The organism is Hymenobacter sp. BT559, from assembly GCF_017571525.1.
In the GTDB taxonomy this organism is placed as follows: domain Bacteria; phylum Bacteroidota; class Bacteroidia; order Cytophagales; family Hymenobacteraceae; genus Hymenobacter; species Hymenobacter ginsengisoli.
In genome coordinates this window covers 119,838-132,679 of sequence record NZ_JAGETY010000007.1, presented here as the reverse complement: position 1 = coordinate 132,679, position 12,842 = coordinate 119,838, and the positions used below count along the sequence as shown (strand labels likewise).

General features: G+C 62.4%; 9 protein-coding genes. 8 read left to right on the top strand and 1 reads right to left on the bottom strand.

Annotated features, from left to right (window positions below; all coding sequences use genetic code 11):
- Positions 1 to 53: 53 nt before the first annotated feature.
- The 6 genes from J4D99_RS11555 to J4D99_RS11530 all read left to right on the top strand — a co-directional run bounded on the left by J4D99_RS11555 (position 54) and on the right by J4D99_RS11530 (position 9,544).
- Positions 54 to 506 carry a hypothetical protein gene (locus J4D99_RS11555; protein ID WP_208131867.1) on the top strand — a complete coding sequence of 151 codons (453 nt, stop codon included), beginning with the start codon at positions 54 to 56 and terminating at the stop codon, positions 504 to 506.
- Positions 507 to 603: 97 nt separating this feature from the next.
- The gene (locus J4D99_RS11550; protein WP_208131866.1) at positions 604 to 2,157 is read left to right on the top strand and encodes a hypothetical protein; all 1,554 of its coding nucleotides are present in this window, start codon (positions 604 to 606) and stop codon (positions 2,155 to 2,157) included.
- A gap of 184 nt (positions 2,158 to 2,341) precedes the next feature.
- The gene (locus tag J4D99_RS11545) at positions 2,342 to 5,902 is read left to right on the top strand and encodes a hypothetical protein (RefSeq protein ID WP_208131865.1); all 3,561 of its coding nucleotides are present in this window, start codon (positions 2,342 to 2,344) and stop codon (positions 5,900 to 5,902) included.
- Positions 5,883 to 7,277: a hypothetical protein gene (locus J4D99_RS11540; protein WP_208131864.1), complete on the top strand. Its 1,395-nt coding sequence runs from the start codon at positions 5,883 to 5,885 to the stop codon at positions 7,275 to 7,277. The genes J4D99_RS11545 and J4D99_RS11540 overlap by 20 nt, the downstream gene beginning before the upstream one ends.
- 161 nt (positions 7,278 to 7,438) lie before the next feature.
- Complete coding sequence (locus J4D99_RS11535) at positions 7,439 to 8,857, top strand: hypothetical protein (RefSeq protein ID WP_208131863.1); 1,419 nt, start codon at positions 7,439 to 7,441, stop codon at positions 8,855 to 8,857.
- An 18-nt stretch (positions 8,858 to 8,875) separates the two neighbouring features.
- Positions 8,876 to 9,544, top strand: coding sequence for a hypothetical protein (locus J4D99_RS11530; RefSeq protein WP_208131862.1), 669 nt, complete (start codon positions 8,876 to 8,878; stop codon positions 9,542 to 9,544).
- A gap of 65 nt (positions 9,545 to 9,609) precedes the next feature.
- Here the strand turns inward: J4D99_RS11530 and J4D99_RS11525 are convergent, their stop codons facing one another.
- Complete coding sequence (locus tag J4D99_RS11525; RefSeq protein WP_208131861.1) at positions 9,610 to 10,923, bottom strand: hypothetical protein; 1,314 nt, start codon at positions 10,921 to 10,923, stop codon at positions 9,610 to 9,612.
- A gap of 133 nt (positions 10,924 to 11,056) precedes the next feature.
- Between J4D99_RS11525 and J4D99_RS11520 the strand changes: the two genes are divergently transcribed.
- Entirely contained in the window at positions 11,057 to 11,497 is a 441-nt protein-coding gene (locus tag J4D99_RS11520; RefSeq protein ID WP_208131860.1) for an SRPBCC family protein, read from the top strand.
- Between the two features lie 103 nt (positions 11,498 to 11,600).
- Entirely contained in the window at positions 11,601 to 12,803 is a 1,203-nt protein-coding gene (locus J4D99_RS11515) for a class I SAM-dependent rRNA methyltransferase (RefSeq protein WP_208131859.1), read from the top strand.
- Positions 12,804 to 12,842: the final 39 nt, after the last annotated feature.

Genomic DNA, 12,842 nt, shown 5'->3' with positions numbered 1-12,842 from the left:
CCGCTAACTGTCCCTAGCCGTTCTCCTTTTCCCCGACACCCTACTTTTCTTTCATGTTCCAAAAGCTTTTTACCACGCTCTACCAGGCGCTGCTGGGCACCGCCGAGCCGTCGTCGCTGATTCCGGTTTACCAAAAAAGCATTTTCCCGGGCGTGGGCCTGGGCACGCTTTTCGGCGTGGCGCTAGGAGCAGCACTGCTGTTTTACGTGATATTTAACCGGGTGCTGACCACGTCTTTTTACAAGACCTCGCACTGGTTTATCATGCTGCTACTCACGGCTATTGGCTCGGCCATTCTGGCTTACTCGCAAGCTCGCTCGGTGGTGTACGCCAGCCTAGATGGCGAGACGCTGGGGGCAGTGGAAAAGTCCGCTTACGACCGCTACGTGTTGGGTTTTTTGGTGGTAAATGCGCTGGCCGGGGCCTTATTTTTTGTACTCTGGTCGTTTGTGGTGAAGCCGCTGTCGGTGAGCGCCCGTACTACGCCGGTGCGCTGGCCCAACTAGGCTAGCGGTGCTTGGCCGGCTTGGCTAGCCAATGCGGTGCATTGCCTCCAGCCAGGGCTTCGGCTTTAAACAGTCAATAAACGCTTAATAATCAACTATGTCCACGCTGTATATCTTCGGCATTGGCGGCACGGGGTCGCGGGTTATCCGCTCGCTCACGATGCTGCTGGCCGCCGGGGTCGAACTCAAAAATTGCGACCGGGTAGTACCCATTATCATCGACCCGGATGCGACCAACGGCGACAAGCAGCGCACCATCGAGCTGCTTAAAACCTACCAGCGCCTGCGCTCTCAGATAAAGCCGGCGGCACCGGGCACGAGCACGGCCGGGCAATTTTTCGGGGCTGATATTCAGACCCTGGCCTCGCTGGCTAGGCCCGGCGAGCAGCGCGACACGCGGGTAAAGGACACCTTCGAATACAGCTTTAGCGGCATGGAAGAGCCGCTACGCGACTACTTGCGCTACACTAGCCTGCCGGTAGAAAGCCAGTACTTAGTTGACTTGCTCTTCGACCCTAAAAGTCTGGATGAGAACCTGAAAGTAGGTTTTAAAGGCAGCCCTAATGTGGGCAGCGTGGTGCTCAATCAGCTAGTAGACTCGCCCGAGTTTCAGTTTTTTGGCAACGAGTTTCGGGCCGGTGACCGCATCTTTTTCATCAGTTCCATTTTTGGGGGTACGGGTGCGGCAGGCTTCCCACTACTGCTCAAAAACCTGCGCGACCGCGACGCCAACCTGCCGCACATCGAGCTGCTGAACACGGCGCCGATTGGAGCACTCAGCCTACTCCCCTACTTCAGCCTGAAGAGTGAGGACAGCAGCGCTATTGACTCTAATACCTTCATTACCAAAACGAAGGCGGCGCTAGCCTACTACCAGCAAAACCTGCATGGCCTGAACGCCATGTACTACCTCGGCGACCAGGCGCAGAAGCAGAACGACAACCACGAAGGTGGCATCAGCCAGCAGAACAACGCGCACTTTATTGAGGTGGTGGGGGCCCTAGCGGTACTCGACTTCCTGGATAAGCCCGAGAGCATTGCACAAGAAGAGCACTTCTACGAGTTTGGCCTGGAGCGTGATGAGAACGACTTGCGCTTTGAACACTTCGACCGGCGCCAGACGCTGCCGAAGGTGGGCGAGGCCCTGACGCGCTTCCACTTCTTCGCCACGTGGCTGCAACACCACCTGGATGAAACGATGTCGGCGACCTATGCCACCAATCTGGGGCTGAAAAACGCCTGGGACCGCGACCCCTTCTACCAGGATTTGCGGCGATTCTTGTTTGACTATAACTCGCCCGACCGGCAGTTTATTAGCTATACCGCCTGGCTGCGCGAATTGCGCGACAACTCGCGGCGTTTCCGACCCTTCAACCTGCGCGACGGCTACGACCCCCAGAACCATTGGGACAGCATGGCCGACTTGCTAGAGCCGGACTTCGACAAATCGGTAGCCGGCAAAGAGTTGAAAAAGAAAGGCTTATTTGGCAAGTCAGATGTCATTGACCCCAAGCAAATCCGGGTGATGCTGGACAAGCGCCTGAGCCAGGCCGTAGCCAACGACACGGCTAGCTCGCCGGCCACGGCCATGGTCCGCACCTTTACCGAGGTAATGGATGAGGTGGTGCACGGGCAGCAGTTGCTGCAATAGCCGCCTAGACAACTCTAGTCACTTTTTTAGAACGTCATGCTGAACATAGTGAAGCATCTCGCTCGCTTCGTTGCTGACGATTGAATTACTAATCCAAGCGAGATGCTTCACTGCGTTCAGCATGACGTTCTTAGTAGGGCAGCATGTTGAAAGCACTTGTTAAGCGACAGCAAAACAGAATTTTATGAGTAATATCCTTCAGCTCCTTGACCGCGGCAAGCCTACGCTGCGCGGCTGGCAGGAGTCGGACCGCATCACGGCCGGCGAAGCCGAGAAAATGCAGGACCCCGCTGGCGACAACCCGCGCCGCACGGCCACGGCCATCCCCACGCCGTTTGGCCGCATGCATTTGCTCGAAACGGCCTTCAAGTTTGTGCGCCAGCAGCCGCAGGGCAACTCGCTCTACCATAGGCTAGTGGCCCAGTGCTGGGACATGCTGGAGCTGATGTTTTACAACAAAGCCACCGATGCCTACCGGCTGCGCTTCGTGCCCTGGGCCAAGAAAGAGCAGGTAGACCTGCTGGTGCAGAGCCGGGAGCCGCGCATTCGGCTGCTAGGCAATACGTTGCGCCTATACCTGGCCGACCCGCACTTTCGCGAGATGGATACGCTGTATCTCATCTTTGCCGATAGCCGCGATGCGAGCGGGCGCGAAACCCGGCAGTTGCTAGGGGGTACTTCGCCCTTCACGCTGGTGTTTGCGCACCCCGCCGTGCCGCGCCTCAATATGCAGCGCAAGGGCGACGGCAACGGCTTCTACTTCGACCAGCAGGTGGTGCCGCTGCACCAGCGTAGCGCCGAGTTTCAGAACTACATTTTTGGGCTGTTTGAGGTGCACCCCGAGCTGCGGCAGGAAAATTTTGCGCAGTGCATCGCGCAATTTCTGGCCGCTACCGACAAGGGCCGCGTGCAGGCCCTAGCCGAAGAAAAGCCGAACGTAGCCACCTTCGAGCAGCACTACGAGCCGCTGCGCGACTCGCTGGGCAATGCGGTGCAGGTGCGCGGCATCACGCTGTTTAAGCAAGCCGAAGCGCAGCAAAAAACTACGTCTGACTGGTTTATTCGCTTCAACGAGCGAGTGCCGCAGACCGGTAAGATTCCGCTGGTGCTGATGCCCGGCCTCGACCTGCGCCGCAGCGACTACTTCGGCGGCACGGCCGGCACCGACCAGACCGTTATTCAATACGGCTACGAGAACCAGCGCCTGGAAGAGCGTCGCCTCGAAACGCTGGGGGTGCAATATCCTTTCTTGACTGTCAACGACTTCCTGGAAGACCGGCTGCTCGAAGTGCCTTTCGCGGTGAACACTGAGCGCTTCTACTTCGGGCAGGTGCAGCCCGAGCCTGGGGCCCGGCCCGAGGACCGGCCGCTGCGCTTCCTGCTGCCCATCAAGCGGGCGTGGTTCGATTACTTCGAGCCAGCCGACCTGGATAAGCAATTGCGCCTCACGCTATTCGATAATCACGTGCAGCTACGGCTGGCCGTGCCCGTTACTAGTGGGCGCGAGGTGGTGTATGAGCGCAGCTATTACTTCCGCCCGGGTCCTAGCCAGGGTGCCGACGCGCCGGTAGACGCTGTACGCAGTGACTCGCCCAAAACGCCCTACCGCGGCGGCCGCGTGAGCGCTCGCCTCGACGTGGGGGTGTTCCCGTTCTACAAGTTTGAGGGCGTGAATGCCCGCGACAACGGCCCGTACTACGTGCAGCTGGCAGACCAGAACGAAGGCGCCGACCTAGCCAAGCTCAACTTTTACCAAGGCGGGCAAGCGCTGCCAACGCTTGTGCCCGGTGGCACGCGCGGCGTGCGCGCCCGCCAGCGCATGGGCCGCAACCCACGCGGGCCGGCTAGCACCTACTACGAGGTAGTGGGCACGCACTTCGACTTTCTTGAAGTAGAAACGCCGGTGAGCGGCCAGCTTTCGGCGCCCGCCACTGGCCTGCTAGTGCCGCGCTGGCAGGTAGTGAGCCCAGGCGCGCAGCGCTACACATTTGCCGTGGACTTTGGCACCACCAACACGCACGTGGCCTTCGCTACGGCCGACCGGCCCGAGCCGCAGCCCTTCCGCATTGGCACCGAGCGCGAGATGGAAGTAGTGATGCTAAACCGCCCGCTGCCCTCCACCGACTTTGTGCTGCCTAAGCGCTACGGGCCCGATTCGTTCGGCATGATGCCCCTAGCCGACACGGTGCGCAACCGCGAGTTTGTGCCCGCGTTTATCGGCATCGAGGGCGCCGAGTCGGCGTTCCCGATTCGCACGGCCACATGTGAATCGCCGGCCTTTATCAGCGAGGGCAACCCGCTGCTGTTCGGCAGCATCAACATCGGCTTCTACCTGAGCCGCGACGGCTTCCTCTACAACCACCCCGAGGATGGCCGCTACCGCACCAACCTGAAGTGGAACACCGAAGGCGGCGAGCGCGCCGCCGGTGTCGAGCGCATCCGTGCCTACATCCGCGAGCTATTGCTGCTTATCAAGCATAAAGTAGCGTTGAATGAGGGCGACGTGCGGGCCACGCAGGTAGTATGGTCGCGCCCGCTGAGCATGAAGACCGTGGCGCGGCGCGACTTCCACGATATCTGGAACCAGGAATTTGAGCGGGTATTCGGCGAGGAGCCGGGGCAGCGGCTAGCCGACCTCAGCGAGTCGTGGGCGCCGTACCTATACCTCACCGACCGCCATACCGATGGCGGCATTGTGCCCTCCGACCGCGACAACGTAGTGAACATCGACATTGGCGGCGGCACCACCGACGTGTTATTGTTGCGCGGCAAAAAGCCCGAGGCCACGCTCTCGTTCCGCTTTGCCGGCGACGTGCTGTGGGGCGACGGCGCTTTCGGGGGCGCGCGCCAGCAAAATGGCCTGCTCTATTACTACGTAGCCCGCACCGCCAATAAGCCGGTTAGCCAGGAGGCCGCCGCTGCCCGCGAGGTGGTGCGCGCCGCCTTGGAAAGCAAGGCTACCTCGGCCGATGTGGTGAGCCTGCTCTTCAACTTCGACAAGCAGCTGGAATTCAGCCGCGAGCTGCGCAGCGCGCGGCAGCTGCGCATTGTACTGCTGCTGCACTACGCGGCGGTGGTGTACCACGTGGGGCAGGTGTGCCAGGCTCGGCAGCTCGCCGTGCCGCGCCACCTGTGCTTCAGCGGCAAGGGCAGTACCTATTTGCGGATGCTCGACCTCGACCCGCAGCTGGGTACGCTCACCGAGACTGGCAAGCTCATCCTGGAATTTGCGTCGGGCCAACCGGCCCCCAGCGACTTTCGCCTCACGCTGGTGAGCCAGCCGAAGGAAGCTACCGCCAATGGTTCGGTGCTGTGGAAGCAGGCCGGCGGCGACGCCGCCCAGACCAAGGCCCCGGCCGAGTTTGTGCTCCCCGGCGTGCTGCCGGCCGACGCGCCCGCTGGGCCGCCCCAGGCCTTCACCCTAGCCGAGGCCGAAAGTGACACAGTGGAAAATGAAGTGATTGCCAACGCCCGCCGCCTGGTGCATTTCATCACCCACGACTCGGCCGAAATCCGCGGGCTGCTCGACGAGCTGAACATAGAAATCGACCCCGATTTTGTGTACAACTTCTTAGATGGCAAACTCAAGGACAGCCTGCGCGCTGGCCTGAACTCGCTGCGCGATAGCGGCACCAACGCCGACGACCGCCTGCCCGAAACGCTGTTTTTCTTCCCCTTCCGCGATGCTCTGTTCCAGCTGGGCCGCGAGCTTTTCAAGCGCTACTATGCCTCGCAGTCTAATTAAGCTTGGTATACTAACGGGGGGGCTAGTCCTTATTGCCCTAGCTAGCCCCCCCGCCAGGGCCCAGAACCCAACAACGGCCGGGATAGCCACCAACGTACCGGCCCCCGATGTGCGCGCCCATATCTGGGCCGCCACCGCCCGCTACGTCTACCACGACGACCCCGCCCTGGCTAGCCTACGGCCGCAGCTGCTTAAAACCATTGACAGCAGCAGCGTGAAATCCTTTGGTCGTCGCCTGGAAGAGGCCGTTCGGCTCGAACATAAAGCGCTGCCTAAGCAGGGCCACCTGCTCAAGTTTCTGGAGCTTTTCAAAACCGCCAGCACCAGCGCCGACCAGCCCAACCAGCTCGCTACGGCTATCACCAACACGCTGCTGGCCAATAAGCCCGAGCGGAAGTCGCAGCCCAGCTTTGCCCAATTGAGCGGCACGCTGCATACGCTGGCTAGTCCCCCTGCGGCGGCAGGCAGCACGCCCGTGGCGGACACCGCGCCCGCTAGCCCCGATACTTCCGCTGTGGCCGCGCCGCCTGTCGCCGCTGCACCAGCCGCCGTGTCGACGGCTGGCCCCGCTTACCTCACGCCTATTTCTTCTACGCCTATGATTGCCTGGGTCGCATTGGCTTTGTCGATAATCAGCCTGCTGATAGCACTTTTTAAGAGCAACTCGCGCGGCCGGCACCGCCATAGCAGCTCGTCAACGTTAGCCCTGACTACTCTCACCGATGAGATGAGGGCGGAAGTGCGCACGATGGTGCAACGCGAAGTAGGCAAGCTGCCCGGCGCCCGCCCGGCGGCCGACGCCCCCGCCCGGTCCGCTGGCCCGGCGCCCGCAGCTCCACCCAAAAGCGCGCCAGCCAAGGCCGCTACTGCTGCGCCCGCACCTAAAGCCGCCCCCAGGCCCGCACCGGAGCCTGCTGCAGCGGTAGCTCCAACGCCGCCTGCTAGCCCTGCCGAGCCGGTTGTTTCAGCCGAGTCTGCGGCTGCGGCTCAGGACGATACGTTTTTCGATGAGAACTATCCGATTGACACGCCGCCCGTGGCGCCCCCGTCCACACGCACCCTTTATGCCAACCAGCAGCCCATGGATGGCATTTTTAAGCGCGATATGCTAGCGGAGGCACCGGCCTCCTACACCATTTTTGAGCTTATTACCGGGGCTGGCGCACCCGACCAGGCCCAGTTTGTAGTGACCAGCAATGCGGCCGGGCACGCCGGCTACATCGGTAGCCACCAGAATATTCTGGGGGGCGCCTGTGAGTACCCGTTTCCGAAGGGCAGCGTGTCGCGCATCATCACCGATACGCCCGGCCAGGCCCAGCGCACGGCCACCGGCGACTGGCAGATAACCCGCAAGGCGCAGGTGCATTTTGAGTAGCAACCTGCCTAGACAGCGCCGCTACCCTTAGCTGATGTAGAGACGCATCCTTTCGTCTCGTCGTTGAACGACAATTGCCTAGCGGCGTGGTTCAACCAACGACGAGACGCAAGGATGCGTCTCTACATCCGGTCTAGTAGCTTCGCGATTTAATCTGACTTATGGAAGCTCTGGAATGGCTCGCGCTGCTCATCGTAATCGGGTTTCAGGCGCGGGCCTTCTGGCAAAGTCGGGGGGCTAGCGCGCAGTTGGCCGCGCTGTTTCCTGCCAGCAGCGCACTGCGCTTAGCCCGGCACCTCGACGAGGTGAGCGGTCAGCAGGTAGATGTGCTACTGGCCAGCGGCACCACGCCCGATTTTGAGGCCGTGGTGCAGGACACCAACGCCTACCTGCTCAAAAACAAGGGCACTGCTGACTTCGACATCCTGCAAAGCATTGCTGAGCGCCGGGCCGTGGCCCTCGATGCCGAGGTGCAGAGCAGCACCTCGTCGCCGCTCTACATTGGGCTGATGGGCACTTTTCTGGGCGCTATTCTGGGCCTGGCGGGGCTGCTGGGCGGCAGCGGGCGGTTCGACGAAGCGGGCATCCAGGGCTTTTTGCGGGGCGTGACGGTGGCCATGATTGGCAGCCTCTGCGGGTTGGGCCTCACGCTGTGGGGCAGTGCGTTGTACCGCACGGCGCACCGGCAGGCCGAGCAGCGCCGCAACGACTACTACACGTTTTTGCAGGTGCAGCTGCTGCCCATTCTGCATTCCGACATGGCCGGCAGCCTGGGCAGCCTCAAGGCCGTGCTCGATGCCTTCAACCAGGAGTTTTTGAGCAAGATATACGAGTTTGGGCCCATTGTGCAGGCCCTGAATGAAAATATCAGCACCCAGAAAGACTTTCTGGAGCAGCTGCAGAAGGTGGGCTATACCCAGATGGCCGACGCCAGTATTCGGGTGTTTGACAAAGTGGCGCAGAGCGCGCACCACTTCGAGAATTTCCTGGCTTATCAGCAGGAGCTCAACCAGATGCTGCAAAACGGCGGCGAGGTAGCCAGCAAAATCACGAGCCTGCTAGGCCGCCTCACCGGCCTTGAAGCTGGCCTCAACCAGGTGCCGGCCCTGGTGCAGCAGCACGCGGGCACGGTGCAGGCGCAGCTGAACTTCTTCCGCCAAAACCAGACCGAGCTCGACCGGCTAGCCCGGCAGTCGGAGGTGTTTATGGACACGCAGTACCACGAGCTGGCCGGCGTGATGCGCCAGCGCATGACCGTGCTCAAGCAGGAGGCCGACGAGGCGGCGCGGGTGCTCGAAGACCACTTTCAGGCGCTTAATAAAGACAATGTGTATGAGCGCATTGTGGAGTATCTCAGCCCGTTTAGCGAGCTGCCGGCCCAGCAACGGGCGCTCAACCAATTGCAGGAGCGTCAGTCCCAGCAGACGGCCCTGGCTCTTCACAACCTGCAAGACCGGCTGGCCAGCGACACGGCGTTGCAACAGCAGCTATTGCAGCAGATAACGCGGACCAATGTGGTGTTGGAACAGCTGACGCAGCGTAGCTGGCTCCAGAAAGCGCTGGGATTGAACCGGAAATAGCCTAGCCGGCCCCCTAGCATGAACCCCAACCGCCGCGACTTTTTCTGGCCGAGCTACGTGGACCTGATGACGGCCCTCTTTCTGGTGATGCTCGTGCTGTTTGTGCTCAGCTACAAACGGTTTCAGGATAAGCAGGTGGGCCTTGAGCAAGCCAAGGCCAAGCTCGAAGTGCAGCTCAAGGAAAAGAAAAAGCTGGACGAGATACGGGCGGCGCTGGCCCGGCTCGAAGACCCGCGCTACTTCGTGTACAACCAGCGCTACAAGCGCTACGAGCTCAATTTTCCGGTCGAGTTTCAGGCGCAGCGCTACGACCTGCCGGCCGAGGCCCGCCAGCCGCTTATTCAGGCCGGGCGCTTCTTACTCAAGCAGATGGAAGCGCTTGACCGGGCCGACAACGTGCAGTACCTGGTAGTGGTGGAAGGCCGCGCCGCCAAAAACCCCAACCTTCCCGACACCGACCCGCGCAACCTCGACGGCGCCGCTGTGCGCCAGCTCAGCTACAACCGCGCTATGGAGGTGATTCGGCTCTGGGAGAGCGCCGGCCTGCACTTCCCGGCCAACCTGGAGCTGGTGGCCGCCGGCAGCGGCTTTAAGGGCGTGGGCCGCTACACTGGCTTTCGCGAAGAAGCGAAAAATAAGCGCTTTATCATCCAGATTCAGCCCAAAATCGGCTCGCTGGGCAAGTAGCGCGGACTTTCAGTCCGCAAATTCTAGCCCTAGCCACGCGCGGACTAAAAGTCCGCGCTACTGGATTATTCCTCAAACGTGTTGGCTAGCAGCTTTTCTTGGCGCATGTACACAATCTGATAATCAGCATTGAAGCGCACGCGCACCTGCGTGCGCAGCCGCTGAAATTTCTGGAGCGAGGGCCGATAGAGCCGCATTTGCTCGGTGAAGGTGGCGGTGCGGCTGCCATCGGCGGCGGGGTCGCTCACGCGCAGCGTACCGGGTTCAATCCGGGCCTGCGCCTGCTGGTTATCGGGGAAAAAGCTACGCCCGAGCTCGGCATCAATGGCTTCGGGCGTCAGGTTTTGCCGGATGTAGAGCCGCTCGACCTGCGGGGCAAAGTGCTCGCTGGCGTGCAGCGGCGGCGCATTCAGGTCGGCGTAGTAGCTGGCCATCGCGGTGCGCACTTTGGTTGTGGCAGCGTCGTCGCCGGCCTCGGGTGCGGCGGGTATAGGCCGGCCGGCGGCGGGTGGAACAGTTGCTACGGCACGCGTTGGCGCAGGCTCCGGTTCGGCCGCTGTTTCGACCGAGTCGGCGCTAGGGTCGTCTACCGGCACGGCTACCCGCGCAGCTTTGGTTTTGCGCTTGGGTTTGCGAGAAGTCTTTTTGGGCTTAGTACTGACTGGGGCGGGCGCGGTAGCCGCCGGCTGCTCGGTGGCAGCCGGCGCGGGGCTGGTCAGGTTTTCGTCGGGGTGGCTGGAATCGGTGAGGAAGTAGGCCACCGCTCCTATCACCCCTAGCACGAGCAGGATGATGAGCCAGCTGGCACTGCTGCGTCCATCAGAGGCCGGCGCTTGGCTGGGCCGGGGCGGCCGGGCGGGTGGGGCCGGCGGGCGCGCCGCTTGCACCGGTGCGGGCGGCACTACGGGTGCCGGCTTTGGCTCGGGGTAAAAAGTAGGCGCGGGCGGCTCCGGGTAGAAGGAGGGCGGTGCAGGTGGCGGGGCGGCGGGCGGCGCCTGGCGCAACCTGGCCAGATTTTCCTCGATACGCTGCCGGGCTGCTTCTTCGGCGGCAGATGGACGCGGCGGGCTAGGCACCGGCGGCGGGGCAGGCGCGCGCACTACTGGCGGCGCAGGGGGCGGCGGAGGGCTGGGTGCCTCGGGCGGGCTAGGGGCTCGATTGAACATATCGAGCAGCGAGGGCAGCTCTTCAGCCGGCGCCGATGGGCTGCTTTTCGGTACGGGTGCTGCTGGCGCGGGGCTAGCTGCAGCGGGTTGCAGCTTGGCTTTGAGCGTAGCAAACAGCTCGGGCGTGATGACGCCGGCCGCCAGGGCGGCTTCCAATTGCTGTAGCTCGGTAGGGTTGCCGGCCGCCGGGCCGGGCGTGAGTTCGTCTGACATGCGGAGGCGCGGCGGGGGCCGGCTTACATTTTGGGCGCTAGCCGATACGTGGCACCAGCTCGTACGTAAGAAGCGGGCTAGCCCGCCAAATTACCAGGCAAGCCCGCTATCTGGTCAGCCTCACGCTTTTTGTATGCACCTGCTTCTTCGTTTTGCCGTGGCCCAGCCGCCCGCCCGGGTGGCGGCGGGCTTTACCCGCGAGCTATTTTTAGCGCTAGCCCCTCCCTTTCCGACGTTTCACCTGCTGCGCTACGACGGGTCTAAAACGGGCGATACTGTGGCCATCGAGCTGCAAGTTGGGCCTAAGCGCTGGCGCTGGACCTCGCTCATCACGGCCGATGGCGTGCTGCCCGACGGCACGCATTACTTTGTGGATGAGGGCCAAACGCTGCCCGCCCCGCTGCGCCAGTGGCGGCACCGCCACCTCATTGAGCCCGCGCCGGGCGGCGGCAGCCTTATCGTCGAAGACATTACGTACAGCACCGGCCGGCGCTGGCTCGACTGGCTTATCCGGCCCGCCATGTGGGCGCAGTTTCGGCTGCGCGGGCCGGTGTACCGGCGTAAATTTGCCTAGCTGTTAGCCTGTAGCTATTAGCTGTTAGCTTCTTTAGTAAGTTTTCAGCTGGGTGATGAAGGAAGGCTAGCAGCTAACAGCCATCAGCTAACAGCCTACATCTATGCCCGCCACCGTCATTCTCAAGCCTGGTAAAGACCAATCGCCCCGTCGCCGCCACCCGTGGGTTTTTTCGGGCGCCATTGCCCGGCTGAAAGGCGAAGCTAAGGAGGGCGACGCCGTGCGCGTAGAGGCCGCCAATGGCGAGCTGCTGGGTACCGGCCACTTTTCGCCGGGCGGCTCTATTGCGGTGCGCCTGTTCGATTTTGGCCCCGACGCCCAGTTGCCCAGCCCGGCTTTCTGGGAGATGCGCCTGCGCAATGCCTACCAAATGCGCCAGCGCCTGGGGCTAGCTGCGGCCGGTGGCGCTACCGATGTGTACCGCCTCACGCATGGTGAGGGCGACGGCCTACCTGGCCTCATCATCGACGTGTATGGCGACACAGCTGTTATTCAGACTCATAGCCCGGGCATGTACTTAGCCCGCCACGATATTGCCGCTGCGCTGCAAGCCGTGATGGGCGAGCGTCTGCGCGCCGTGTATGATAAGAGCGCCGAAACCGTGCCGGCCCAGGCTGCGCCCGACGCCCAAAACGGCTACCTCTTTGGCGAAAGCAGCGGCCGCGAGCACCTCACCATTGAAAACGGGCACCAGTTTGCCGTGGATTGGGAAACCGGCCAGAAAACCGGCTTCTTTATCGACCAGCGCGACAACCGCGAGCTGCTGGCCCGCTACGCGCCCGGCCGCCGCGTGCTCAATACGTTTTGCTACACCGGCGGCTTCTCGGTGTATGCGCTGCAAGCCGGGGCTAGCCTCGTGCACTCAGTCGATGCCAGCAAGAAGGCCATCGAGCTCACCGACCGCAACGCCCAGCTCAGCGGCCACGCCGACCGCCACGCCGCCTATGCCCAGGATGTGCAGCACTTCTTCAAAAACCCGGTGAGCGAGGAGCCCTACGACCTCATCATCCTCGACCCACCGGCCTACGCCAAGCACCTCTCGGCCCGCCACAACGCCCTGATGGGCTACAAGCGCCTCAACCTGGCCGGCCTGCGCCACCTGGCGCCGGGCGGGCTGCTGTTCACGTTTTCGTGCTCGCAAGTAGTTAGCCCCGAGCTGTTTGAAGGCGCCGTGCTGGCGGCGGCTATCGAGGCGGGTCGGCCGGCGCGCATTCTGCACCGCCTCACGCAGCCCGCCGACCACCCGGTTAGCCTGTTTCACCCCGAAGGCGCGTATTTGAAGGGCCTGGTGCTGGCCGTAGAATAGCGACCTCGAACTTTTGCGGCGTGCCGCTTGCTCCTTACC

Excerpts from the sequence above, each read along its gene's own strand:
- J4D99_RS11515 (WP_208131859.1), top strand. The coding sequence starts at position 11,601 with ATGCCCGCCACCGTCATTCTCAAGCCTGGTAAAGACCAATCGCCCCGT.
- J4D99_RS11555 (WP_208131867.1), top strand. The coding sequence starts at position 54 with ATGTTCCAAAAGCTTTTTACCACGCTCTACCAGGCGCTGCTGGGCACC.
- J4D99_RS11550 (WP_208131866.1), top strand. The coding sequence starts at position 604 with ATGTCCACGCTGTATATCTTCGGCATTGGCGGCACGGGGTCGCGGGTT.
- J4D99_RS11545 (WP_208131865.1), top strand. The coding sequence starts at position 2,342 with ATGAGTAATATCCTTCAGCTCCTTGACCGCGGCAAGCCTACGCTGCGC.
- J4D99_RS11520 (WP_208131860.1), top strand. The coding sequence starts at position 11,057 with ATGCACCTGCTTCTTCGTTTTGCCGTGGCCCAGCCGCCCGCCCGGGTG.
- J4D99_RS11530 (WP_208131862.1), top strand. The coding sequence starts at position 8,876 with ATGAACCCCAACCGCCGCGACTTTTTCTGGCCGAGCTACGTGGACCTG.
- J4D99_RS11540 (WP_208131864.1), top strand. The coding sequence starts at position 5,883 with ATGCCTCGCAGTCTAATTAAGCTTGGTATACTAACGGGGGGGCTAGTC.
- J4D99_RS11535 (WP_208131863.1), top strand. The coding sequence starts at position 7,439 with ATGGAAGCTCTGGAATGGCTCGCGCTGCTCATCGTAATCGGGTTTCAG.
- J4D99_RS11525 (WP_208131861.1), bottom strand. The coding sequence starts at position 10,923 with ATGTCAGACGAACTCACGCCCGGCCCGGCGGCCGGCAACCCTACCGAG.